Consider the following 24,471-nt stretch of genomic DNA (forward strand, 5'->3'; position numbering starts at 1 on the left):
CTACATTTTGGAATGCAAACCCATGTAGGAGCTGCAGAAGGCTGCGATCTTTTTTGAACAACGACGAGATTACAGACTGATCGCGGTAGCCTCGAATTTCACCCGCGGATGCGCAATGCGATCCTGCGCCCGCACAAGTTGCAGCTCGTAACTGGCGCACGCCTGGGTTTCCAGCAACACCTCATGCACTGCCGCTGCGGTGAATTCGAATGCTGCCAGCAGGCTGTCGCCCAGCAGCACCCGCGCCAGGAACAGGCCGGATGTCAGATCGCCCACCCCCACCGGCTGACGCGGAAACGCCAGCAAGGGACGGCGCAAATGCCAACTGCCCTCAGCCGTCACCAACAACATTTCGAAGCCATCCGCCGGTTTGCCCGGATAATCCAGATGCTTGACCAGTACCGCTTTCGGCCCGCGCGCCAGCAGCGCTCGCGCCATCGCCAGGCAATCGAACAGCGACTGCGGCTTGCGCCCGGAAAAACTGTCCAGCTCCAACTGGTTCGGGCACATGATGTCCGCCACGGCAGCCGCTTCACCGAGAAGGAAATCGCTGACCTCGGTGGGCACGCTGCAACCCTTCTCTGGATGGCCCATCACCGGATCACACAGATACAGCATCTTCGGATTGACCGCTTTGATCCGCGCCACACCGCTGAGAATCGCCCGGCCCTGCGCGGCGCTACCGAGATAGCCGGACAGCACCGCGTCGCAATTGCCCAGCTCGCCAATCGCAGCGATGCCTTCGATCAGCTCGGGGATCTGCTGCGGCGCCAGCACTTCACCGGCCCACTGACCATACTGGGTGTGGTTGGAAAACTGCACGGTGTTGAGCGGCCAGACGTTGACCCCGACCCGCTGCATCGGAAAAACCGCAGCACTGTTGCCGGCGTGGCCAAACACCACGTGGGACTGGATGGCGAGCAGATGAGGCGTACGTTTCATTCGGGTCATTCCGTAAAACGATTGAAATTCAAGCCGCGCAGTATGCGACGAAACACAGCCTGTACGACAGACCGGCGAGACAGTTAAGCTGACGCCATCTTTTGGAGTTCGATGTCGATGCTGACCCTGGAAAACATCTTCGTGCTGATGCTGTTCGCCGCCGCTGGTGCCTGGCTATGGCACAACCACGGCTTGCGCGAGCGCGCGCTGGAGCGGGTCAAACAGCATTGCACCAATGTCGGCGTCGAGCTGCTGGACGGTAACGTCGCGCTGAAAAAGATCGGGCTGATCAGGGATGCCAACGGTCGCCGACGACTGGCGCGGGTCTACAACTTCGAGTTCACCGTGACTGGCGAAAGCCGCCACAACGGCACCGTCACCCAGTTCGGCGCGCACAGTGCGCAGATTGAACTGGCACCCTACCCGGCGCCGTTCGACGACACGCCGCCGGTGGTCGAAGTGCACAAGCCTCGCGCAGAAGTCATTGAGCTGAGCCAGTGGCGCCAGGAACATACCAAGTGGAAGCCTTGAGCTGACTCATTGAATCCGGCATTCAGCCAAACCGGCTTGCAGCTGTTCGATGTTCTGCGGTTCAGCGAAGATCAGCTCAATTCTTGAGTCTTTTCGCCATTCGCTGGCTTGCCAACTCAGCTCGGCATGCTCCAGCGCATTGCCCGAAACCCAGCCATCCGTGCTGTGGATAACCAGTTTCGCCCGGTTCCAGTCGAGCGCGCTCAGCCAATCGGCGATGCGTGCTTGATCAAATACCTGCCCCGGATGCCAGCGCCAACCGATGCTCCAGCCCCCCTCTTGAGCCTGACTCAGGCAGATCGGTTCGGCCGGATCGCTCCAGACCGCTGGCAGCTGTGCCAATCCAGTGGGCAGCGGCAGATGCCCTGCGCCTTCGTTCGCTTTTACTTTCACCCCCGGCAACTCGTTCAGAGGCAGTTGCGCTTGCTGCGTCCAGATCAGACTGACGGGCGGCAACTGGCTGGCGATTTTCTCACGAGCCGGTTCATCAAGATCCTGCGCCTTGTTCAACAGCAGCAAACCCGCGCTGGCCAACGCTTGCTGCTGGGCGTCCGGCAAGGCTCTACCTGCGTGCAATGCCTGAGCGTCCAAAACCAGAACACAGGGCTGAACCGCCAGCACGCCCAGCCACGGCGCCTCGTTAAGTTGCTTGAGCAACTGCCCCGGATGGCCCAGCCCGGATGGCTCGATAAACAGTCGATCCGGCCTGGCCTTGCGCAGCAGGCGGCCAAGGCCGATCTGAAATGGTGCGCCATTGACGCAACACAGGCAGCCCCCGGCCACCTCACCCAGTGCGATACCATCGTCGTCGCGAGTCAGCAGCGCGGCGTCCAGACCAATCTGGCCGAACTCGTTGATCAGTACCGCCCAGCGTTCGTCCGCCGGCCGTTGCGCCAGCAACTGGCGAATCAGGCTGGTCTTGCCGGCGCCCAACGGGCCGGCGATGACGTGGGTCGGAATGTTCTGCAACATGGCGGGTACTTTCTGCGGACAGTTATTGAGGAGATCGAAGATGCGCTGGTCGGGATGGTCGTTGCTGTTGGCGCTGCTGTCGAGTGAAGCGTGGGCTCAGGCCTGCGTGGTGCACACACAGGGCGAACGGCTCGACGTCAAAGTCTGTCAGCAGAACCGGACGATTCCGCAGAAATTGTTCAATGACGGCTTCTGCCAACCGACGCTGGCCGGGCAGAAGGTCGAGGTGCAATACGTCGACCAGTGCCCCAGCGGCGCTTTCGGCGTGTGCAGCAACGCGCAAGTCGCCAATATGCCCTATCGCCAGGATATCCATTATTACGGCGTGGCCACTGACGCTGCGTATCTCAAGCCGTATTGCGAAGGCCAGAGCCAGGGCGCCTGGCGCAAGCCCTGAATTTCAGCCGAGCCAGTCGAGGGTCAGCAACAGACGGCGCTCACCGGGTGCCGGTTGCGGCGAACGATGGATCAGGCCGAAGCCTTCATTGCCGTGCCACTTTTCGCCTTTGAGCAGCGCGACGTCGCCGCTGTTGAGCTGGCGAATCGACGCTGGATCTTGCGGTTCGGCATCGGCCTGGCCAAGTTGCGCGCGGTCCATCGCACCCTCCTCAAGCCATTGGCTGCCGATGCCAGCGTAAGTAGTGATCAGGCGCACCGGCACGTGATCGACGTGGAAACGCGGACACATGGCCTTGTCCAGCACGCGCAAACGCACGCCAATACGCCGCGCGCCCAGCAGGCAGGTGAAGGCACTGATCAGCCATTTGAGGTCGCTGATGAAACCTTCGAAACCGTGCAGATCACGCAGCCCTGCAGCCAGACCGGCGAGATCCGGTTCGGCATCTTCGTCGGGCAATTCCAGACACAGCGACTCGGCCAAGGGCTCGTTGAGCGACAGCACCAATTGCGCAAAATCGGCGATGTGCACGGGTAGCTGGCGTTGCCAGACGGCGAGATTGGTCTGGTCGTCCAGGATTCGCGTCAACGTTTGCGGTGTCACACCCTGGTGCTGCTGACGGGTAAGAAGCGGCTGATCCTTGAGTGCGAGCATCAGGCGGCCTCTTCTTGCCAAGGGCCGAATGGATCAGGCAGCGAACGCCAGCCTTCTACACCCATGGCCATTTCTTCGTCGGTCAAAAGACAGGCATCGAGTTCGGCGGAGAGCTGTAGGAAATCGATGTTCTGACCAATGAAAACCAGCTCCTGGCGGCAATCTCCTACGCTTGGAGTCCAGTTTTCCATGATCGCCTGCACGCTTTCCTGATCTTCGGGCCATTGATTCTTTGCTACGAAACGCCACCAGCGCCCGGCGAATCCATGCCGCATCAAACCGCCGGCTTGAGACCAGCTACCGGCATCGGTGGGTTTGCTGGCGAGCCAGAAGAAGCCTTTGGAGCGCAGCAGCTTGCCGTTCAGCCATGGGCGGTCAATGAAGCTGAAAAAGCGTTGCGGGTGGAATGGCCGGCGCGCGCGGTAGGCCGTCGAGGCGATGCCGTATTCCTGTGTTTCCGGGACGTGCTCACCGCGCAATTCCTGCAGCCACCCAGGCGCTTGTGCGGCCTTCTCGAAATCGAAACGACCGGTGTTGAGGATTTTCTCCAGGGGGATTTCGCCCATCACCATTGGAATGATTTCAGCCTGGGCATTGAGGCGCTTGAGGATCGCGGTAAGTTCTTCGCGCTCGTGCTGGTTGATCAGGTCGATTTTGCTGATCAGCAGGACGTCGGCGAACTCGATCTGCTCGATCAACAGATCGGTGATGGAGCGCTCGTCTTCTTCACCGAGAATCTCGCCGCGAGAGGCAAGGCTTTCGGCCGCCTGGTAATCGAGCAGGAAATTCACGCCGTCGACGACCGTGACCATGGTGTCCAGGCGCGCGATGTCGGCGAGGCTTTGCCCTTGTTCATCGCGGAAGGTGAAGGTTTCAGCGACCGGAAGCGGTTCGGAAATGCCGGTTGATTCGATCAGCAGGTAATCGAAACGATCCTCGCGAGCGAGTTTGCTGACTTCTTCAAGGAGGTCTTCACGTAACGTACAGCAGATACAGCCATTGCTCATTTCGATGAGTTTTTCCTCAGCGCGGTTCAGGCTGACATCACGCTGGACTTCACTGCCATCGATGTTGATTTCGCTCATATCGTTGACGATCACCGCTACACGCAAGCCGTCTCGGTTACGTAGTACGTAATTCAAAAGTGTACTTTTTCCCGCGCCGAGAAATCCGGAAAGTACGGTGACGGGCAATTTGGCTGACATTGGATAATCCTCATAAATGGCAGCCGATTTGCGCTTTCAGGTGTGCGCTTGGCGTGTTGCGCTCCATTACTCGGGGCAATGAAGGCAAACGATTGTGATCGGCAGCTCAGGCTGGTGGCGATTTATGTTATAGTATAACAACCTGAGCTTGCCAGTCCGACGCAGGAGATTTCGCAAATTGCCGCACCACCGATCGTGGAAACTCGCAATTAACAATGGGTTGAAATACCTGCTTTTGAGCTGCGCTACGTCGCTGGCCGGCCAAGCCCAAGCGCAAATGCCGGCGCTCGCGCACTGCACGCGCAGCGCTAATTTGCTGGCATGTGTAGACGCCGACGGCAATGCCTATAGCGTCAATACGGTCGGCACCACGCTTTATTTGCGAGGGTTCGAAAAGAACGGCCATCGCTATTGGGCGCAAACCAACAGCCGCTTCGGCCAATTGACCTTTTTTACCGGCATCGCCTCCGATGGCGAGGCTTGGGTTGGCTACACCCGTCGTGTCGGCTGGACGACCATCAACCGTTTTTCCAGCTCGGGAGGGAGCAGCGCCAGATTCACTTGCAGCCGGATGACGGGCTGCTAGTGAAAACCTTTTCATGAAACAAGCATCGCTGAATGGATTGTTATAATGTAACGTAAATAGAGATCAATACGACGGTCTCAACCATGAATGCTCTTACTCTCCCGGATATTGCCGCCCAATCTGCGCGCCAGGCACTGCCACTCGATTGGGTAGGCATGCGTGGGATTGCCCTACCCGTTGTGCTCGAAAGCCAACGCCTCAGCGCCAGAGTCGACGCTGGCGTGAGTCTCGATGATGGTGAAGCGCGTGGTATTCACATGTCGCGCTTGTATCTGGCACTCGAAGCCCTCGAACAGCGAAGCCTTTCTCCCGCTCTGCTGCATCAGGTACTCAAGGGTTTTCTGATAAGTCACCAAGGTCTATCCGCCTGCGCATATCTGAACATTCACACCGACTTATTGCTGAAACGGCCGGCGTTAGTCAGCCCCCTAGCCGGCTGGAAATCCTATCCGACAACCATTTCAGCAAGCCTGAAACAGCAAATGTTCCACGTGGAACTAAAACTCGAGGTGCCCTATTCCTCGACATGCCCCTGCTCGGCAGCCTTGGCAAGGCAATTGATCCAGCAGCAATTCGTCGACGATTTCGCCAACAAGGCTCTGCAACACGCAGATGTTTTGGCATGGCTTGGCTCAACCAAAGGGATCGTAGCGACGCCGCACAGCCAACGTAGCTATGCGCAACTGCACCTGCATCTCGACAATTTCATCGACGAGCTACCGCTGACAGCGATCATCGATGACGCTGAAGCAGCCCTCGGCACAGCCGTGCAGACCGCAGTAAAGCGCCCCGACGAGCAAGCCTTCGCACTCGCCAATGGGCAAAACCTGATGTTCTGCGAAGACGCCGCGCGCCGCCTCAATCTGGCACTGCAGCGCACGCCCGGCATCAAACAATTGCATATCCGCGTGATCCACGCCGAAAGCCTGCATGCTCATGACGCCGTCGCCGAAAGCAGCTGGCAGCGGGAGCAAATATGATCCGCTGCCAATCGCTGGCCTGGGGCGCTCCCGGCCAACCGCTGACGACGCCTCTGAATCTTGAGTTCGAGAGCGCCAGTCTGACCGCCATCATCGGCGCCAACGGCTGCGGCAAAAGCAGCCTGCTAAAGGTCATCGCCGGATTGCAGAAGCCTCTCGCTGGCAAAGTGGAAATGGCTGTTCCACGCCAAAGCGGAATTTCCTTTCTGCCGCAGCAACAGCACTTGGATCGGCAATTTCCAATAAACCTGGAAGAACTCATCGCCGCAGGTTTCTGGGGCCGCCGGCTGTCGACGCAACTGCGCACGCAGCGACTGAAAAACGCATTGGAAGACTGGCACTTGAGTGGCCTCGAACAGCGTCCGTTGATGGCCCTGTCCGGCGGTGAGCTACAACGTGCCCTGCTCGCACGACTGAGCCTCGCTGACGCCCCGGTGCTGTTGCTCGATGAACCGCACGCCGCACTCGACGATCTCGGCCAGCAATTGCTCTGGCAACACATTCACCACTGGCACGCCGAGGGCCGGACACTGGTCGTGGTCTGCCATGACCTGGCGGCGGTACGAGAACATGTCCCACATACGCTGCTGATCAAAAACGGCCACTGCGTGTACGGAACCAGCCGAGAACTGATCCAGCCGACACCGCACATGCAGGTCGCCTGATGCTCGCCACCGTCAGCCATTTCTGGCAGCCGTTCAGCGAATTCGTGTTCATGCGCCGCGCCCTGCTCGGTGGCCTGATGCTGGCGTGCAGCACGGCGCCCTTGGGCGTGTTTCTGATTCTCAGACGGATGAGCCTGATCGGCGACGCTGTCGCCCACGGCATTCTCCCTGGTGCAGCGCTGGGATTCTGGTTTGCCGGTTTGAGTCTTCCCGCACTCACCCTCGGTGGCTTGGGAGCCGGTCTGAGCATGGCCGGACTTGCGGCCTGGATCACCCGGCGAACGGGGTTGCGAGAAGATGCCAGCCTCGCCGCGATCTATCCGATCTCACTGGCCAGCGGCGTTTTGATCCTTGGCATCGCCGGCAAGCGCCTCGACCTTCTGCACTTGCTGTTCGGTTCGGCGCTAGCCGTGGATGGACCGACGCTGACCGGCATGCTTTGGGTCTCGGCCATCAGCCTCATGGCTATGGCCGCGATCTACAGACCCCTGCTGTTGGACACACTCGACCCGCTGTTCTTGCGCACGGTCAGTCGTCTCGGGCCACTGGCTCATGGCGTGTTCCTGACCCTGGTCGTGCTGAATCTGGTGATCGGCTTTCAGGCCATCGGCGCACTGATGGTAGTCGGGCTGATGATGCTTCCGGCTGCCGCGTCGAGATTCTGGAGTCGCCGTCTGCCAATACTGATTGGCGTCGCCGCCGTCATGGGCTGCGTGTCGGTGTGGCTCGGTTTGCTGCTGTCGTTCTATTACTCGCTGCCCAGCGGCCCGGCCATCGTCCTGGTTGCCGGGGCCGGCTATCTGCTGTCGGTGGTGTTTGGACCGGTTCACGGTTTGCTGCGCCGCCCGCCTTTGCTCACATCCCAATGAGGTGTTTCCCGATGCGCGCTCTACTCGTGCTGTTCAGCCTGATACTGTCGATGTCACTGTCGGCTGCCGAAAAACTGCCGGTGGTTACCAGCTTCAGCATCCTTGCCGACATGGTTCATCAGGTCGGCGGCGAACACGTTGAGATCACCAACATGGTCGGCGCAGATGCCGATGCGCACACCTACGAGCCAACACCGGACGATGCCAAGGCATTGCTCAAAGCCAAAGTGATCATCAAGAACGGCCTCGGTTTCGAGCCTTGGCTGGATCGCCTGGTGACCAGCACCGACAGCAAGGCGACGGTGATCAGCGCCAGTCGCGGGGTGATTCCACGTTCGCTCGATGAAGACGGCGAGACTGTTGCGGATCCACACGCCTGGCACAATCTGGCGAACGCTGAGTTGTACGTCGCCAACATCACCAAGGCGCTGATCGCCGCCGACCCGGCCAACAAGCCTGACTACGAGCGCAACAGCCAGACCTACCTCAAGCAGATCTATGCCCTGCTCGCCGAAGCCAAAAACAAACTCGGCGCGCTGCCGCCGGGTAATCGCAAGATCGTCACCAGCCACGATGCCTTTGGCTATCTGGGACAGGCCTATGGCATCGACTTTATCGCGCCACAGGGTTTGTCCACCGAACGCGAACCCTCCGCAGCCGAAGTCGCTGCGCTGATCACGCAGATTCGCCAGGCCAAGGTCAAAGCGGTGTTCATGGAAAACATCAAGGACGCGCGTCTGCTCAAGCAGATCGCGGACGAAAGCGGCGCACACATCGGTGGCACGCTGTACTCGGATGCACTGGCGGCGAGTGGACCGGCGAGCACCTTTACCGGGCTGTTCGAATACAACCTCAATACGCTGTACAAGGCGTTGAGTCAGCCATGACTTGAGGTGTACTTCCGATCTATTCGCGAGCAGGCTCGCTCCCACAGTTGGAATGGGTTCCAGCTGTGGGAGCGCTGCGAGGGGTTTAAGCGCGGGGTTTTACCGTGCCGCAATCCTGGCCCAGCCAGACTGCCCGGGTTTCCAGGCTGCCCTTCTGGTTGATGCCGATGGCGTTGAAGGTGCCATTGGCAACGGTGGTGAATTCGCGGTCACTGAGGAATGTCGCCACGCCGGTACCTTGGGCTTTCGGGCAGCTGAAGCGGAATTTCCACTGGTTGCCGGTGCGCTCGGTGATCTGCTGTTTGCAGCCCGATTGCGGATCGGCCAGCGGGATATCGTTGGTTGCCACCTGCTGCGGCGTCAGGCAGGCACGGATCCCCTTGCCGCCAATATTGATGCCGTTTTTCTCGAGCGCAGCGCGCTGCTGCGGGGTGATCTGGCCTTGAATCTGGCCAAGGATCGATTGCACGTCCATGGCCTGATCATCGACCTTCAGATTGCTCGAAGACATTTCCCACAACCCCGGCTGCAGCATTTGTGCCTGCGCAACCACCGGTAATGCCAAACCCAGGCCCAGCGCCAAACCCAGCAGACGAACGTTCATCGAGTAACTCCTGATCAGTTGTGGCCGTTAGACGCCGGCCGATTGTGTCGGTTCATGCGCCGATTAAATAGAGACATTCGCCGCAGAACATGGTCTGTTAAGCATTGCATCTCGCGGAGCAAGGCTGCCCCATGGATTTTTTCGGACCGCACATTTTCGGTTACCTGATCGCCCTGTTGCACACACTCGGTTCGATCGCTGCAATCCATGCGGTGCTCACCGTGCGCACAGCGCAAGGCTCGATCGCCTGGGCATTGTCGTTGATCTTCATTCCCTACTTCACGCTTATTCCATATCTGGTATTTGGTCGCAGCACCTTCGATGGCTACATCAAGGCCCGGCGCCAGGCCAACGAGCAGATGCGCCTGGCCATTTCCGAACTGAACTGGCGTCCGTGGGTGGAGGAAGCCCTGGCCGCTCGCGCTTCGAGTGCCTACGCCTCACTGCGCGCGATGCCGAAACTGGGGCGCATGCCGTGCCTGGCGAACAACGAGGTGCAACTGCTGGTGAACGGCACCGCGACCTTCGATGCAATATTTCAGGCGATCGAACAAGCCAGGGAGGCAGTGCTGGTCCAGTTCTTCATCATTCACGACGATCGGCTCGGCCAGCGCTTGCGTGATTTGCTGTTGAAGAAAGCTGCCGAAGGCGTGTCGATTCATTTGCTCTACGACCGCATTGGCAGCCATGCCCTGCCCCATCACTACGTGCAAGCGTTGCGTGATGCCGGCGTCGAGGTCAAAGCCTTTGCCACGCGCAGTGGCTGGCTCAACCGCTTTCAGGTCAATTTCCGCAACCACCGCAAAATCGTCGTGGTCGATGGCGTAGTCGGTTTTGTCGGCGGACATAACGTCGGCGATGAATACATGGGTGAGAAACCACCGCTGGCGCCATGGCGTGACACCCACGTCAAAGTTCGCGGGCCGGTGGTAGCCTGCATGCAGGAATCCTTCGCCGAAGACTGGTTCTGGGCTGCTCGTACCCTGCCGCCGTTGATCCTGCCGGATACGTACCCGGAGGATGGCGTGCTTTGCCAATTGCTCGCCAGCGGCCCGGCGGACGCCTACGAAACCTGCTCGCTGTTTTTCGTCGAAGCCATCCACGCAGCAACGCAACGGGTGTGGATCACCAGCCCGTACTTCGTCCCGGACGAAGCGGTATTCGCAGCACTCAGGCTGGCGGTTTTGCGTGGTGTCGATGTGCGCCTGCTGTTGCCGTCGCGGCCTGATCATCGCATCGTCTATGCCGCCTCAAGCCTGTATGCCTTTGAAGCGGTGCGTGCCGGCGTGCGGGTGTTCCGCTATCGACCGGGTTTCCTGCATCAGAAAGTGGTGTTGATCGACAGCGAAATCAGCGCCATCGGCAGCGCCAATCTGGATAATCGCTCGTTCCGCCTGAATTTCGAAGTGATGTTGCTGACCGTCGACAGCGAGTTCGCCGCCGCCGTGGAACAAATGCTCAATGACGATTTCGCCCTGGCCGATGAAGTGGCCAAAGAAGAAAGCCGGGAGATCCACCGCCTGCAACAGGTCGGCATGCGGATCGCCCGGCTGATTTCGCCGATTCTCTGAGCGCCCCGTTTCAGGGGTGGTAGATATCGTCGCGGGTCCAAGGCAGTTCGTGGCTGCCATCCGGATGCGCTTTCACAGCGAGGATCTGATGCAGGTTGATCCAGCCCCGCGCGAAGGCATAAGCGCAACCGGCCAGATACAGACGCCAGATACGCAGTGCTTGCTCAGGCACCAGTTTCGCCGCAGCTTCGAGGTTGTCCTCCAGTCGCTCGCTCCAGTGATCGAGCGTGCGCGCGTAATGCAGGCGCAGGCTTTCGACATCGACGATTTCCAGCCCGGCTTCACTGATCTCGGCAGAGATCATCGCCAGGTGCGGTAACTCGCCGTTGGGAAACACGTATTTTTCGATGAAGTTGCCTGCGCCGCGTCCAACCGGGCGGCCATCGGTGTGCTTGGCGGTAATGCCGTGGTTCATTACCAGGCCGCCCTCCTTCACCGCACCAAACAGCGTTGCGCAATACTCGGCGAGATTGGCATGACCAACATGTTCGAACATGCCGACGCTGACAACCTTGTCGAAGCGGCCGTCCTGCGGCAGATCGCGATAGTCGAGCAATTGCAGTTCGACCTGATCTTCCAGACCCTCGGCCTTGACCCGCTCCTGCGCCAGCGCCAACTGTTCCTTGCTCAAAGTAATACCGAACACCTTTACGCCGAACTCTCGCGCCGCATACCGTGCCAAACCGCCCCAACCGCAGCCGACATCCAGCAAATACTCGCCCGGCTGCAAGCGCAGCTTGCGGCACAGATGGCGGAATTTGGCTTGCTGCGCCTGTTCGAGGGTTTCGCTACCGGTTTCGAAATAGGCACAGGAATACGCCATGTCGCTATCCAGCCAGAGCTGGTAGAACGCATTCGACAGGTCGTAGTGGTAGGAAATGGCCTTGGCGTCAGTGTCCTTGTCGTGATGCGCACGCACCGGCTGACTGTCTTCGTCCTGGTCGAGCAGCGCATTGCTCAACTCATCGCAAACCCGGATGACCTCGCTGATCGAGCCCTCCAGTTCCAGCTTGCCTTCGACGAACGCCGCACCCAGCGCATCCAGGCTTGGGTGGGTGAATTGAGTAACCACCTGCGGGTCCTTGACGACGATGGTTACGCTGGGCGTCGGGCCCAGATTGAACTCGTGGCCGTCCCAGAGTCGCAGGCGAAGCGGTAACTGCAGATTCTGTAAGGCCGGTGGAAGTTGCGCAAGCATGGAAAATCCCCCCTTGTTTCAGACGTCTGATCTGAGGGTAGACCAACCTTGAAAATTAGCAGGCTATCGATTCGATCGGCCTTGTCTATCGTGATCGGCACATCGGCTGAACGCCACAGGCGACGTGCCTTACGATAGATGACTGCCTGCGTACTCGGCGGTTCGATGAATTTTCTTTCATTTAGCCTGAGGGTCGAGCCTGAGCAATGGCTCCTGAAAGCGCAGCAAACGTCCGGCGTTGCCCAATACCAACAAGGTACTCAGGTTATGCAGCAGAGCCGCGATCATCGCCCCGGCCGCGCCAAGCCAACCGAAAGCCGCGAAGACCACGATCGCCAGGGTCCAGCCGAGACCGATGATCACATTGACCTGCAAAGTACGCCGGCACTGACGACTCAAGCGCACGCAGGTACCGAGGCGGCGCAAATCGCTGCCGATCAACACAATGTCCGCTGAAGCCAGCGCAATATCGGCCCCGCCAGCGCCCATCGCCACGCCGACCACGCCGGCCTTGAGCGCGAGTGAATCGTTGATGCCGTCGCCTACCACCATCGGGCGGAAGCCGTGATCGATTTCCTTGAGCACGCGATTGAGTTTGTCCTCCGGGAGCGCTTGCGCCTGGATTTCATTCAGCCCGACTTCCTGCGCCAAGGTTCGCGCGACGCTCTGACGATCCCCCGTCAGCAGGAGTTGGCGTCCCAGCCCCAGTTCGCGCAATTCGCTCAAGGCAAAGCGCGCTTCGGGTTTGATGCTGTCTGCTAGCAGCAGCCAGGCGAGGAATTCACCGTTCAAAGCCAGGCCGGCAATCGGGCCATCGTGTTCAGGAACGAGGGGCGTTGTGATGCCCAGTTGCGCGAACAACTCTGGACGACCGAGCGCAGCTTCGCCCTTCTCTGTCGTCGCCACTACGCCCAAGCCTTGGCGCTCATGGATGTTGGTCAGAGGCCAATAGGCTTCCTGATCGGCCATCCCGGCGAGTGCCCGGCTCACCGGATGACTGCTCGCCGCGCCAAGACTGGCGGCCAGCGCCTGCACTTCTTTAGTGTCCACACTGAGGCTGTCGATCGACTGCAAACGCAACGTGCCGTAAGTCAGCGTGCCGGTCTTGTCGACCACCAGCGAGGTCAGATCGGCAAGTTCTTCGAGGAACGCCGAGCTGCGAATCAGAATCCCGTGACGCGCGGCGACGGCGACACCGGCAATCGCCGTGGCCGGCGCCGACAGCACCAACGCACACGGACACGCCGCCACCACCACCGCGAGCATCGCCTGTGCATCATGGGTGACGAACCAGGTCACCGCCGCCAGCAACAAGACCAGCACCATGTAGCTGCCGGCATAGCGTTCGAGCAATCGCGTGATCGGCGGTTTCGAGCGCTCGGCGTTTTGCATCAGGGCGATGACTTTGCCCAAGGTGGATTCGTCGCCGATGCGGGTGACTTCGACGCGCAGCAATCCATCGAGGTTGATCGCGCCGCCGAACACCATCATGCCGACGCCCGCTTCCACCGGTACCGATTCACCGGTAATCGACGCCGTATCGAGACTCGCCTGGCCGGACAATACCCGACCGTCGGCCGGCACCCGATCACCGGCCCGCACCTCGACAATATCGCCAGCACTGAGCGTGCGGTTGTCCACTTCGATGATCGAACCGTCCGCTTGCAGCTTGCGCGCATGGCTGCGGGTCAACTGGCCAAGCGCATTAATTGCTTCTTGGGAACCGATGACGCTGCGCTCCTCGAGCACATGGCCGAAGATCATGATGATTGGCAACAACGCCGCGGTGAGCAGATCACCGGTCGCCCAGGCACCGAGCATGGCCAGCGCAATCAATTGATCGGTGATGCCGTGCAGGCTTGGATAACGCAGGCTGTACCAGGCCGATCGCATCACCGGAACCGCTACGAGCAGAGAAGCGAAACCGAGCAGCAGTTGGCTGACACCGATTTGCTCCGGGAGTGTCCAGCGCCAGACCAGCCCCAGACCCAGCAGCCCGAGCGCAAGCATCGCCAGGGTCAATTGGCGCGCGGCGCGACGTTGTTCGATCGAGGACAACAAACCTGGAGCAGCGGTGGTCGCGGTCATTGAGTGGCTCCTTGAATGATCAACCGGGAATCGTCTTTCGGATTGACGGTGGTGACCGAGCCGGCCTGACCGAGGATCTTCGGTATGCGCTCGCGATACAGACGCAGGAGCATTTGCGGGTCGGTAGACGTGGCCAGACTCGTGACGGTTGCGGTATCGGTTGAGGCTTTTGCAAGACGCTCGCCTGCCTGCGCGTGAGCCACCTGGAGCGTGCGGTCTGCCTGTTCGTTGGCGGACTGGGCAAGTTTCTCGGCATCGGTGCGCGCGTTAGCCACTGCTTTGTCAGCCTGCTGACTGGCCGTCAGAACCGCATTGAAAGCAGTGATCGCTGGCTCCGGCAGACTCGATTGCACATCGACCCGCGACACCTCGATACCGATGCCCTGCCCGCTCGCCTTCAGTGCAGCGAGACGCGCGTTGATGCCTTGCACCAGATCACCGCGCAATCGCTCACGGCGCTCGGCTGCCTGATTGTCGGCGCCGATCAATTCCGGGCGAGCGACCAGAATGGTGTCGAGATCTCGCGCGGCGGTCAGGGCTACGGCGCTGCGCGTCACCAACCGATCGAGCGCTGGTAGCACATGTTCACCCTGTAACACGAACGCATAGGGATCGGAGACTTGGTAAAACACTCGCACGTCCAGTTGCACTACGCCGGCGTCACCGGTCAATAAATAACCAGACCCGGCGAGTGCATCGCTCAATGGCGTAGCGAAGGACGCCACCCGGTCAGCCTTCAGCGCCTCGTCACTGCGCAACAGATTTTCCACTCGACGCTCGATCACCCGATCAGCCGCCGGCAACAGAATCACCTGCTCAAAGGGTTGCGGCCACGCCCATAACAGCCCGGCATTCTGAACGCGATTAAGCGCGCCAAAGTGCAGTACTACTGCGCGGTTTTGCGGATCAATCTGCCGGACATTCGAGACCGCCCATGCTAATGCGGCCAAAACAGTGATCGCATACAAGGCGATGAAGGTCAGACGGCCGGCCTGAATCCACGGACTGTTCAACGCATGTGTTCCACGTGGAACTTCTTCGCTCATGGCTGCGATCCGACTTTTTTGTCGAGAGTCGGTGGGCCGTCGACCAACACACGGAACGGCGCAGCATCGGTACGCAGAATCAGTTTGGTTTCCGGTGTGACAATGGTGCCGAGGGTATCGAGCGAGCGCAGCAGGTTGTAAAGCTGCGGCGAGCTGGCGTAGGCGCGCCCATAAATCTGCGCAGCCTCGACCCGGGATTGCACTTCGATATCGGCGGCTTTCACCGTTGCATCAGCCTGGACGATTCGCGCATCGCGCTCGGCGGCGGAGCGAATTTGCGCCGCTTCGCGTTTGCCGATCGCTGTACGTTCCGTAGCAATGGTTTCACGCTCGGCGCGCATGCGATCGACCGTTGCGCTGAGCGTGACCGAGGGCAAAGTCAGCCGCTCGATACCGACCTGCACCACGCGCACGCCATAAGTGGCGAGCAACTGTTGGTCGATCTGCTGACGCAACTGCGCTTCAAAATCGCCGATGCGCACTTGTTTGGCATCAGTGTTGACCAGATTGGCCAGATCGAAACTGCTGGCCGTGGTCTCCAGTGCCGAACCGACAAAGGTGCGAATCTGCCGCGCCGCTTCGTCCGGCTGATTCTGCACGGCACGCATGAAACGCTGCACATGTTCAGGATCACCCTGCACCTGCCACGCCACGTAGGCCTGAACGATGATACGCAAACCGTCCTTGGTGCCGACGTCCTGCAAACCACTTGAGGTGGTACGTAGACGCAAGTCCACTGGAATCGCCGCTTCGAACGGCGCAGGCCAACGCCAGCTCAAACCGGGATCAAGCAATACCCGCGACGGATTTCCGAAACGAGTGATGACCGTGGCTTCGCCGGAGCGCACTTGCACCAGACTCGCGGCGGCAATGGCAAACGCCACCAGCAACGCAGCCCAGGCCATACGCCGCCATGGAAATGGTCCGGCTTCTGGCACCTCGCCGTGATGATGATGGTGATGCCCGCCGTGGCCGTGGTCGTGGCCGCTGTGGTCGTGAACGTCATGAACAGGCGACTGGCTCAATGGGTGGCTCCTGGTTGAGCGGTGGTACGGGCGGGCGACGGATCAGTCGGCAGTGCGAAAGTACGCAGATCGATGGTTGGCGCATTTGCGCTCCCGCCAAGTCGATGGTCGAGCACCAGCAACCTGGCTTTACTCAAGCCCTGACTGAGCTGGCTGAGGTATTGCTCCAGCACAAACGCCTGGCCAGCACTGGCGAAGGCTTTCTGCTCGGCGCTGAACTTCAGGTCGGCGGTTTGCGCAGCGGCGTTGATCTCCCGCGCGTTTGCCATTGCCTGATCCCGCGCCGCGCTCGCCTGCAACTGCGCCTCGTTAGTGGCCTGCGCAGCCGCCCCGCGTTCGCGAGCGATCAACGCCTGCGCGCCGATCTGCGCCGCTTGCACACTGTGATAGGCATTCGCCGCGCCGGCCGGTGGATGAATCGCTTCGACGACTGTGGCAAGGATCTCCACACCACTGTTCAATCTGTTCAGATCGCTTTGCACCGAGCGACCGATTTCCTCGGCCAGCCCTGCCCTGTCGTCGCCGAGCAGACCGTCGAGGGTGCGCGAGGCAAAATCGTGAACCAGGATGCGGCTGGCGGTGCTGCGAATCAGCGTCGGTACATCGGCGCTGTTATAAGTCGCGGCGAGCGCCGCCTCGTCGTTCAAACCGATGCGATAAACGAAGCGCACGTCCATGTTGACGATTTGCAGGCCCTGTTGCGCGCCGCGGCTGCTGGCGATGACCTGGGATTTGTCGTTGACGTGGCTGGCGTCCCACAAACGGTTGGCGGTCAGCGGCGCCGGGCCTTCAGCGGAATCGGACTGCACGGCGATTGGCTTGTCGCCGACACTGGTTGCCAGTTCATGGACCACGCCGTTTTCAACGGAGATCACACGCCCCAATGGCCAAGGCAACCCGCTATGCAAACCCGGGCCGAAAACCTGTACCGGTTTACCGAAGCGCTCATAGATGCCGCGACCTTGCAGGGGAATTTCATGTACGCCGGTCAGCAGCCAACCGCTAAGGGCGACCACCGCCAACACTGGCAACAAGGCCCGGCGCATGTAACTGAAGGCCCAGATCTGGCGCAAATCGATGCCGAAACGGTTGTGCATTTCATGCTGTAACGCCAGCCACGGCTGCGGCGGCCAACGCAGCATATCGGCGATAAAACTGCGCGCCAGCAGGGTCGGTTCGAGTTGTTCGCGGCGCGGGCTGAAAACAGACAGCACCGCGCGCAATAACAGTTCGATGGCAACCAACATCGGCAGGATTGCGCTGAATACCGCAACACGCGCCGGCCAGACTGCGTCTTCGCTGGCAAACAACAGACACAGCGCACCGATCAACAGAGTGATGATCACCACCCGGATCAGTTGTGCCAGCGCAGCCGCTTCCGGCCACTGCGCCGGCGGTACCTGCGCCAGTTGCCGCTCCAGCACCAGCAGGGCAAACGCCAGCAACAACGCCAATGCCGCACCGATGCTCGCCGACAGCCCCAAGGCCGCCGCAGGCAACGTGAGATTCCACACCTGCTCAATACCAAGCAGAACCAGCAACGCCCAACCGCCGAGCCACAACGTCGGCGCGCCGATTTGTCCAAGCACATGGCGGCTCTGCTGACTCAAGCGCTCCAGAAGCCTTTCGTACCAGCCCTCGGCTGCGCCGCCCTCTTCCACGACGGTCGATTGCGAGGCGGGCGGATGCATCACCCGCGCGCGCCATTGCGTCACCCACCACGCCGATTGCAACCCGGCGACCAGTACCAGCAACGCCGCGCTCTGATTGACCAATAACGATAACCACAGGGACTGCGGCGCAAACAGGCCGACGAAAAACGCCAGCACCCAGCCCAAACCGGCCAATGCGCCGAGTCCATAAGCCAGCCGACGTAATTTGCGTGACTGCGCATCTGCTTGCTGAAAGCGCGGCAGCCCGGTGACTGGCGTGGCGTCCAACTCAAGATCGACTTGCATAACACCCCGAAAATGTAGGCTCAGCGTTCATAGCGTTACGATATAACGGACACTGTGAAATATTCGTACACAATTGCTTCCATTCAAAGATGCCGCAGCTGTCGCTTGCCTGAAGCCTTGACCGAAATGTTCGACGAAGCTCATATTACGCACATAATTTTTATCGCGACTAACCTTGGCTATCCCCATCGAGCAATCTGGAGCAAGCGCATGAGCAACTATGACGTGGTAATTCTGGGCGGCGGCCCCGGCGGTTATAACGCGGCGATCCGCGCCGGCCAGCTCGGGCTCAAGGCCGCTTGCGTCGAAGGACGTGCAACCCTCGGCGGCACCTGTCTGAACGTCGGTTGCATGCCGTCCAAAGCCTTGCTGCACGCGTCGGAGCTGTACGCCGCTGCGGTGGGGACAGAGTTCGCCAATCTCGGCATCGAGGTCAAACCGACGCTGAACCTCGCGCAGATGATGAAGCAGAAGGACGAAAGCGTCGCCGGCCTGACCAAGGGCATCGAATTTCTGTTTCGCAAGAACAAGGTCGACTGGATCAAGGGCTGGGGCCATATCGATGGCCCGGGCAAAGTGACGGTGACCGACGCCCAAGGCAACAAGAGCGAACTCAGCGCCAAGGACATCATTATTGCCACTGGTTCCGAGCCCACTCCCCTGCCCGGCGTCGAGATCGACAACCAGCGCATCCTCGATTCCACCGGCGCGCTGTCATTGAGTGAAGTACCCAAACATCTGGTGGTCATTGGTGCCGGGGTGATCGGCTTGGAGCTGGGTTCGGTATGGCGCCGACTTGGCGCGCAGGTCACCGTGGTCGAATACCTTGATCGCATCTGCCCCGGCGTCGATGGCGAGGCCGGCAAGACCTTGCAGCGCGCGCTGAGCAAGCAAGGCATTGCCTTCAAACTGAGCTCGAAGGTCACCAGCGCCACCAGCTCGGCTACAGGCGTGCAGCTGAGCGTCGAGCCTGCCGCTGGTGGTACGGCTGAGCTGATCGAAGCCGACTATGTGCTGGTGGCCATCGGGCGCCGGCCGTACACCCAGGGCCTGGGGCTGGAGAACGTCGGCCTCAGTACCGACAAACGCGGCATGCTCGCCAACAAGCAACATCGCACCGAAGCCGCCGGGGTCTGGGTGATCGGCGACGTCACGTCCGGGCCGATGCTCGCGCACAAGGCTGAAGACGAGGCCATGGCCTGCGTCGAGCAGATCCACGGCAAGGCCGGTGAGGTCAATTACGCGCTGATCCCCAATGTCATCTACACCCAACCGGAACTGGCCAGCGTCGGTCAGACCGAAGAACAGCTCAAGGCCGAGGGCCGCGCCTACAAGGTCGGCAAGTTTCCCTTCACTGCCAACAGCCGGGCGAAGATCAACCACGAAACCGAGGGCTTTGCCAAAGTCCTTGCCGACGAGCGCACGGACGAAGTCCTTGGCGTGCACCTGGTCGGGCCGAGCGTGAGCGAGATGATCGGCGAGTTCTGTGTGGCGATGGAGTTCAGCGCCTCGGCCGAGGACATCGCCCTGACCTGCCATCCGCACCCGACGCGTTCGGAAGCGTTGCGGCAGGCAGCGATGAATGTCGAGGGGATGGCGACGCAGATGTAGGTTCCAAACCTTGCCGCCGTCTTCGCGAGCAGGCTCGCTCCCACTTTGGAAGCGTTCCCCCTGTGGAAGCGAGCCTGCTCGCGAAAGGTGCCACCCGGTCTACACCGGCAGATGCCCCAACGGCAACGCCCCCGGCGCTTTCACCGTGTGGATGGCGAAGTTGCTGCGAATATCGCTCACACCCGGAAGCTTGAGCAGATGGCCGCTGACAAAGCGGTCATAAGCGCGCAAGTCAGGCACCAATACCTGCAACAAAAAGTCCGATTCGCCGGACACCAGAAATGCTGAGACCACTTCAGGCAACGCAGTGACGGCCGCATAAAAAGCCTCGGCGCGTTCTTCGTTGTGCCGCTCGACCTTGACCCCGACAAACACCGTCAGCCCAAGCCCGACTTCATCGCGATCCAGATTGGCCTGGTAGCCTCGAATCACCCCCGCCTCTTCCAGCATGCGCACCCGCCGCAGACACGGTGAGGCCGACAGGCCGATTTCTTCTGCCAGCTCGACATTACTCAAGCGCCCGTTGCGCTGCAGCGCGGCGAGAATCTTGCGGTCATAGGCGTCGAGTTTCATCTTTGGCAGATCCCGATAGTCTGACGGTTGAAAACCAGCAGGTTATGCCAAAGCTGTGAACAATTGAAGCAGACTACGCAAGCACCTGCCCTACCGTCTCGCTCTAGACTGGCGCGAGAAAATCGACATCGAAAACGGGGTGTGATGTGGCAAGTCTTTGGCTGTTTATTCTGACGCTGGCTGTGGTTCTGCTACTGCCGGGACCGGACATGATCCTGCTATTGCAAACCGGTGCTCGGCAAGGTCGCGGTGCGGCGCTGGCCACCGCACTGGGCCTGGCCATCGCCCGCGCCTGTCACGTTGCCTTGGCGGCACTGGGGCTGGCGGCGCTGTTCAAAACGGCGCCGTGGACGTTTGACGTGGTGCGCATCGCTGGCGCGGCCTATCTGTTGTGGATCGGTATCCAGTGTTTGCGCACCTCGCTGGTACCGCGTCTGCAAAACCAAGAGCAGGCACCTGCTCCCGGCCAGTGGCGCGATGCGATCCGTCGCGGCTTGCTGACCAACCTGCTCAATCCCAAGGCGTTGCTGTTCTGCTCGGTGCTGCTGCCGCAATTCATCGTCAGTCACGGCGCGCCGGTGCTGAGCCAGTTTGCCGTGCTTGGCATGGTGCTGGTCGCCGTCGGTCTGCTGTTCGACAGCGTGGTTGCCCTGACTGGCGCGGCACTGGGCCGTTGGCTGCAACACAGTCCAACCGCCCAGCGCGTTCAGCAATGGTTGTTCGGCAGCCTGTTGATTGGCTTCGCCGTACGCCTGGGCTTTATTCAACAGGCCTAGCCTTTGCGCACCTTGCGCTGACGACGGGTAATCAGCATTAACGCAGCAACAGCGACAAGCAGCACCGCGCCGATCTGTACCGGCCACTTGTACGGTCGCAGCGTCCCACGCACGGCATCGGTCACCTGGGTGACGTAGCGCTTGTCGGCATTTTCGAAGTCCGGGTACGGGCATTGATTGCCAAAGTCTTGCGCCCACGGCACATAAGGGCCTTCCTTGACGTAGCGTTGATACAGCGCGCTCTGGTCCTCAAGGCTGCTGTTCCAGCCGGCCGCGTTGCACAACACGGCGGCAAACGCCTGACTGGTGTGCGGCAGGTTATCGGCGGCGCGACTGGCCAGTGCCGTGGCGACGAAACGATAGTGATAACGCTGATCCGGTTGCGCGGCGCTGGCCTGCTGGCGCTGCACTTCCGCCGTGGAAATCAGCGGGCCGACATCCAGCTTCGTGCTCTCCAGCGTGTAATTGCCGCCGAAGGTGGCGTAATCAGGCGCCATCTCATAACCGAGGATGTCCATGCCCCACTCCCGGGCTGTCCACGCGGCGTTGTACAACGCACTGGCGCGTTTGCTCGGCCACCACGCCGACTCGGCCTTGAGCCGTTGCTCGCCATAGAGCCGGGCCTTGTGCTGCAGATCGTCACTGGCGAAATAACCGACCGCCTCCTCGTATCGCCCTTCTCGCAGCAAGCGCCGACCGAGCAGATTGCGCAGATTGGCGGCCACCGACAGCGGCACATAGTTATCGCGCTCTTGCTGCGTCAATGGCGGCGGCGCCGGCACGTTCTCATCGACGTAACGCTTGAGCTCATCGACCGTCAGCACCCGCTCGGCAACGGTGGCGGCATCGAACCAGTAAAGGCTGTTGCTGCGATACAGCTGCACGAATGCTTGCAGGTATTCGCCGCGTTGCAGCGCCAGGATCGCGCTTTCGCCCTCGACCCGGCATTTTGGCTGTACCGTTTCAAACGCCCAGTCCGGCGTGCGGCGATAGCCCCAGTCTTCATTCTGCGGAAAGGCCTGGGCGGCTTTGGCGTAGGCGGCGGCAGCGGCAGTCGTGTCGCCCTCACGCACTGCGAGTTTTGCCCGCAGCCACCAGGCCAGCCCGCCGTCCCCGGCGTTTACCAGAAAGGCCTTGGCAGACGCGTAGTCACCCTGTTGATAACTCATCGCCGCCAGTCGATCGGCATTGTCGAGGCTGCCACGGGTGCTGTTCTGCAACAGCGTTACCAATTTCTTTTCGTTGGCCGGCTGCTCGCCAAATGACCAGCCCTGGCGGCTGACCAGCGACGCCGTGACCAGTTGCTGCACCGCTGGCTGCTGCAGCAGTTTGGCCAGTTGAGATTCCGGCAACTCGGCCAGTTCGTTCATCAGTTGCTTGAGCGAGGTGTAACCGACGGCCGAACCGTGCAGGTTCTGTGCTTCGTACAGTTCGATGGCGCCGCTCCAGTCGCCCGCGCTGCGCAACGCCCGCGCCTCTTCACCGAGGCTGGCAACGCCCAGTTCCAGCGGATCGCTGAAGCCGTCGATGCTCAGTTGCCGGGCTTGGCGAAAGGCATCGCGCGCCTGCTCCAGCGCTTCGATGCGATCGTGCGCCTCGTTGCTCATGGCGAAGGCGATGCGCCCGAGGGAATACGCCGCCCACGTGCTGCGCAACGGACGCTGGTCCGCCGGCAGGGCCAGCACCTTGTTGAAATACTCACTGGCCAATTGATGATCACCGGTGGCAAAAGCCACCGCGCCGGCAACGTACAAACGGATTTCCACCGGCAGACTGGCGCCCTGCTCCTCGGCCTGACGTGCATCGCTGAGCCCGCGCAGTCGCTTGACCACGGCGTATTGCTCAGCGCTCAGGCCCACCTGCTCAGCCTGTTCGCGCGCCAGCTCTGACGCGTTGTCTTCGGCATAGTCGTTGGGGTTATGGGTCGCCGCGGTGACGTTTTTCAGCCCGGCAATGGTTTTACCCAGGCGACTGATTTCGAAGCTGAAGCTGCCCTCGGGCAAATCGGCCAAGGTCTGCGCGCGGTTGTCGAGCAGGCGCATCGGGAAGTCCGGGCCGCAGGCCAGCGCCGAACCCAGCGGCAGGCTGAGGCTCAGGCAGAGCAGATGGCGGGGCCAGTTACGGGTCAACATGCGAACCTCCTTGATCAATATGTGCACAACGCGCCCAACCGACAGCGCGCTGTCCGCCCGCCGGCAAGCGGCCGTCACGCAGGCGGGTGAAGGTAAGCAGATTGGCACTTTGTTGCAACGAGTAACCGGCGAGCGCATCGGCGCCTGCACAATCCTGCGCCTTCAGCGTGATTTGCGCGGGCCACGGACTGTCGAGATTGCCGCGGTTATCGAGCTGGATGTCATAGAGTCCGCCCTGCCCTTTGAATGACAGATGCAGATGACTCTTCAGCACATCGCCCCGCGCCACGGCGCGCAAAGTAGTCAGGCTCCAGGCGCGACGATCGTTGGTCAGCGGCAAGCGAAACCAGATCAGCCCGGCGAGATGCTCGGGCGGATCCTCGCGCAAGGTTTTGGCCAATTGGCTGAGTTGCTGCGGATCGGCGAGCAATTCCCGGCGCTGCCCGCCGCGCTCCAATTGAACTTCGCTTTCCACTATCGGCGCGCCACCGTCATCGCTCAATAGCGCAACGCCGTAGGCCGGCAGCGCCAGATAGAACGGTTTGTCGCTGACATGTGCCCAGGCCTTGGCCCACTTCAACGCCTGCCTGGCGTCGAAAAGACCCAGTCGCGGATCGCTCACGGCGTGGACTTGCAGCACGCTGCTGTCGACGCTCTGCAACAGCGCCGGCAAGTGCGCGCTGTCGAGCCAGGCCGGCAGCGCGGTGATGCTCAAAAGCAACGATGGCGGCAAGGTCGCGCGCAGATCTTTGAGCAATCGGGCATACGCAGGCAGCCGTGCTGTACCGGCGTCGTGATCGATCTCGACGCCGCTCAACGTGAGGCCTTGCGCCTGCCAATCGGCGATGACTTGCAGAATCTGCGCGGTGACCTGCTGCTGGTCCAGCGACTGCAGCTGGCCATCGAGGCGAATCACTGCAATCAAAGGGCGGCTATCGGCTTTCAACAATGCCGGATCAACCCGCGCTCTGCTCCACCGTTCGCCGGGAAAGGCCTGCAATGCCAGCACGCGCAGCGTCGAGAAATCATCGCGACTGTCACGCAAGGCCGGTTCATGCGCAGGCGTCCATTGGCGCTGCCAGACGTAGAGTTGCTGGTCGAGGGCCGGCGCGACGTGTTGCTCGCAACCCGCAAGCAAGACGCCAAGGAACAGACACACAATCAACCGCATACCTTGAAAATCCCTGAAACCACAGGGCTG

23 protein-coding genes are annotated in these 24,471 nt (G+C 60.7%); 10 read left to right on the forward strand and 13 right to left on the reverse strand.

The annotated features are described in order from the left end of the window. Window positions 1-69: 69 nt before the first annotated feature. Window positions 70-942, reverse strand: a complete 873-nt coding sequence (gene pdxY / locus AB4N41_RS08620) for a pyridoxal kinase PdxY (RefSeq protein ID WP_056790986.1) — start codon at window positions 940-942, stop codon at window positions 70-72. A 117-nt stretch (window positions 943-1,059) separates the two neighbouring features. Here pdxY and AB4N41_RS08625 point away from each other — a divergent pair, with 117 nt between their 5' ends. Continuing rightward, the gene (locus tag AB4N41_RS08625) at window positions 1,060-1,473 is read left to right on the forward strand and encodes a DUF3301 domain-containing protein (protein WP_038861179.1); all 414 of its coding nucleotides are present in this window, start codon (window positions 1,060-1,062) and stop codon (window positions 1,471-1,473) included. A gap of 6 nt (window positions 1,474-1,479) precedes the next feature. On the opposite strand, the gene AB4N41_RS08630 is transcribed toward AB4N41_RS08625, so the two are convergent. Further along, window positions 1,480-2,445 carry a CobW family GTP-binding protein gene (locus tag AB4N41_RS08630; RefSeq protein ID WP_252877143.1) on the reverse strand — a complete coding sequence of 322 codons (966 nt, stop codon included), beginning with the start codon at window positions 2,443-2,445 and terminating at the stop codon, window positions 1,480-1,482. 40 nt (window positions 2,446-2,485) lie between these two features. Here AB4N41_RS08630 and AB4N41_RS08635 point away from each other — a divergent pair, with 40 nt between their 5' ends. After that, a complete protein-coding gene (locus AB4N41_RS08635; protein ID WP_016772443.1) occupies window positions 2,486-2,842 on the forward strand; it encodes a hypothetical protein in 357 nt (118 codons plus the stop codon). A 3-nt stretch (window positions 2,843-2,845) separates the two neighbouring features. Here AB4N41_RS08635 and AB4N41_RS08640 read toward each other — a convergent pair whose 3' ends face one another. After that, a complete protein-coding gene (locus AB4N41_RS08640) occupies window positions 2,846-3,496 on the reverse strand; it encodes a DUF1826 domain-containing protein (protein ID WP_252877144.1) in 651 nt (216 codons plus the stop codon). Continuing rightward, window positions 3,496-4,701 carry a zinc metallochaperone GTPase ZigA gene (zigA, locus tag AB4N41_RS08645; protein WP_056790996.1) on the reverse strand — a complete coding sequence of 402 codons (1,206 nt, stop codon included), beginning with the start codon at window positions 4,699-4,701 and terminating at the stop codon, window positions 3,496-3,498. Before zigA ends, AB4N41_RS08640 begins: the two co-directional genes overlap by 1 nt. A gap of 277 nt (window positions 4,702-4,978) precedes the next feature. Here zigA and AB4N41_RS08650 point away from each other — a divergent pair, with 277 nt between their 5' ends. From AB4N41_RS08650 to AB4N41_RS08670, 5 genes are all read left to right on the forward strand, one after another. After that, window positions 4,979-5,287 (forward strand): glutamine synthetase, encoded by a 309-nt coding sequence (locus AB4N41_RS08650; RefSeq protein WP_435405982.1) that lies wholly within the window; start codon window positions 4,979-4,981, stop codon window positions 5,285-5,287. 83 nt (window positions 5,288-5,370) lie between these two features. After that, window positions 5,371-6,267, forward strand: coding sequence for a GTP cyclohydrolase FolE2 (gene folE2, locus AB4N41_RS08655; RefSeq protein WP_252877145.1), 897 nt, complete (start codon window positions 5,371-5,373; stop codon window positions 6,265-6,267). Continuing rightward, a complete protein-coding gene (locus AB4N41_RS08660) occupies window positions 6,264-6,932 on the forward strand; it encodes a metal ABC transporter ATP-binding protein (protein WP_460138379.1) in 669 nt (222 codons plus the stop codon). The genes folE2 and AB4N41_RS08660 overlap by 4 nt, the downstream gene beginning before the upstream one ends. Then, on the forward strand, window positions 6,932-7,801 hold the full coding sequence (locus tag AB4N41_RS08665; RefSeq protein WP_150743158.1) for a metal ABC transporter permease: 870 nt from the start codon (window positions 6,932-6,934) through the stop codon (window positions 7,799-7,801). Before AB4N41_RS08660 ends, AB4N41_RS08665 begins: the two co-directional genes overlap by 1 nt. Before the next feature lie 11 nt (window positions 7,802-7,812). Continuing rightward, complete coding sequence (locus AB4N41_RS08670; RefSeq protein WP_252877146.1) at window positions 7,813-8,688, forward strand: metal ABC transporter substrate-binding protein; 876 nt, start codon at window positions 7,813-7,815, stop codon at window positions 8,686-8,688. 85 nt (window positions 8,689-8,773) lie between these two features. On the opposite strand, the gene AB4N41_RS08675 is transcribed toward AB4N41_RS08670, so the two are convergent. After that, entirely contained in the window at window positions 8,774-9,292 is a 519-nt protein-coding gene (locus AB4N41_RS08675; protein WP_016772436.1) for a DUF3617 domain-containing protein, read from the reverse strand. A gap of 131 nt (window positions 9,293-9,423) precedes the next feature. On the opposite strand from AB4N41_RS08675, the gene cls reads away from it, so the two are divergent. Then, window positions 9,424-10,863 (forward strand): cardiolipin synthase, encoded by a 1,440-nt coding sequence (cls, locus tag AB4N41_RS08680; RefSeq protein ID WP_252877147.1) that lies wholly within the window; start codon window positions 9,424-9,426, stop codon window positions 10,861-10,863. 10 nt (window positions 10,864-10,873) lie between these two features. Here cls and cfaB read toward each other — a convergent pair whose 3' ends face one another. The 5 genes from cfaB to hflK (AB4N41_RS08705) all read right to left on the reverse strand — a co-directional run bounded on the left by cfaB (window position 10,874) and on the right by hflK (AB4N41_RS08705) (window position 18,178). Continuing rightward, complete coding sequence (cfaB, locus tag AB4N41_RS08685) at window positions 10,874-12,061, reverse strand: C17 cyclopropane fatty acid synthase CfaB (RefSeq protein ID WP_252877148.1); 1,188 nt, start codon at window positions 12,059-12,061, stop codon at window positions 10,874-10,876. 177 nt (window positions 12,062-12,238) lie between these two features. Next, on the reverse strand, window positions 12,239-14,149 hold the full coding sequence (locus tag AB4N41_RS08690) for a heavy metal translocating P-type ATPase (RefSeq protein WP_252877149.1): 1,911 nt from the start codon (window positions 14,147-14,149) through the stop codon (window positions 12,239-12,241). Continuing rightward, the gene (gene hflK, locus AB4N41_RS08695) at window positions 14,146-15,195 is read right to left on the reverse strand and encodes a protease modulator HflK (protein ID WP_252877150.1); all 1,050 of its coding nucleotides are present in this window, start codon (window positions 15,193-15,195) and stop codon (window positions 14,146-14,148) included. The genes AB4N41_RS08690 and hflK (AB4N41_RS08695) overlap by 4 nt, the downstream gene beginning before the upstream one ends. After that, window positions 15,192-16,220 carry a protease modulator HflC gene (gene hflC, locus AB4N41_RS08700; protein WP_252877151.1) on the reverse strand — a complete coding sequence of 343 codons (1,029 nt, stop codon included), beginning with the start codon at window positions 16,218-16,220 and terminating at the stop codon, window positions 15,192-15,194. The genes hflK (AB4N41_RS08695) and hflC overlap by 4 nt, the downstream gene beginning before the upstream one ends. Continuing rightward, window positions 16,217-18,178, reverse strand: coding sequence for a protease modulator HflK (gene hflK, locus AB4N41_RS08705; RefSeq protein ID WP_252877152.1), 1,962 nt, complete (start codon window positions 18,176-18,178; stop codon window positions 16,217-16,219). Before hflK (AB4N41_RS08705) ends, hflC begins: the two co-directional genes overlap by 4 nt. A 210-nt stretch (window positions 18,179-18,388) precedes the next feature. Here hflK (AB4N41_RS08705) and lpdA point away from each other — a divergent pair, with 210 nt between their 5' ends. After that, a complete protein-coding gene (gene lpdA / locus AB4N41_RS08710; protein WP_016772429.1) occupies window positions 18,389-19,789 on the forward strand; it encodes a dihydrolipoyl dehydrogenase in 1,401 nt (466 codons plus the stop codon). 99 nt (window positions 19,790-19,888) lie between these two features. Here lpdA and AB4N41_RS08715 read toward each other — a convergent pair whose 3' ends face one another. Further along, window positions 19,889-20,362, reverse strand: a complete 474-nt coding sequence (locus AB4N41_RS08715; RefSeq protein WP_252877153.1) for an Lrp/AsnC family transcriptional regulator — start codon at window positions 20,360-20,362, stop codon at window positions 19,889-19,891. A 146-nt stretch (window positions 20,363-20,508) separates the two neighbouring features. Here AB4N41_RS08715 and AB4N41_RS08720 point away from each other — a divergent pair, with 146 nt between their 5' ends. Next, entirely contained in the window at window positions 20,509-21,138 is a 630-nt protein-coding gene (locus AB4N41_RS08720; protein ID WP_252877154.1) for a LysE family translocator, read from the forward strand. On the opposite strand, the gene AB4N41_RS08725 is transcribed toward AB4N41_RS08720, so the two are convergent. Both AB4N41_RS08725 and AB4N41_RS08730 read right to left on the reverse strand, forming a co-directional pair. Beyond that, window positions 21,135-23,270 carry a hypothetical protein gene (locus tag AB4N41_RS08725; protein ID WP_252877155.1) on the reverse strand — a complete coding sequence of 712 codons (2,136 nt, stop codon included), beginning with the start codon at window positions 23,268-23,270 and terminating at the stop codon, window positions 21,135-21,137. The two genes, AB4N41_RS08720 and AB4N41_RS08725, sit on opposite strands and share 4 nt — an antisense overlap. Further along, on the reverse strand, window positions 23,257-24,441 hold the full coding sequence (locus AB4N41_RS08730) for a DUF3142 domain-containing protein (RefSeq protein WP_252877156.1): 1,185 nt from the start codon (window positions 24,439-24,441) through the stop codon (window positions 23,257-23,259). The genes AB4N41_RS08725 and AB4N41_RS08730 overlap by 14 nt, the downstream gene beginning before the upstream one ends. Window positions 24,442-24,471 lie beyond the last annotated feature (30 nt).

Source organism: Pseudomonas sp. S2_A10, assembly GCF_054668465.1.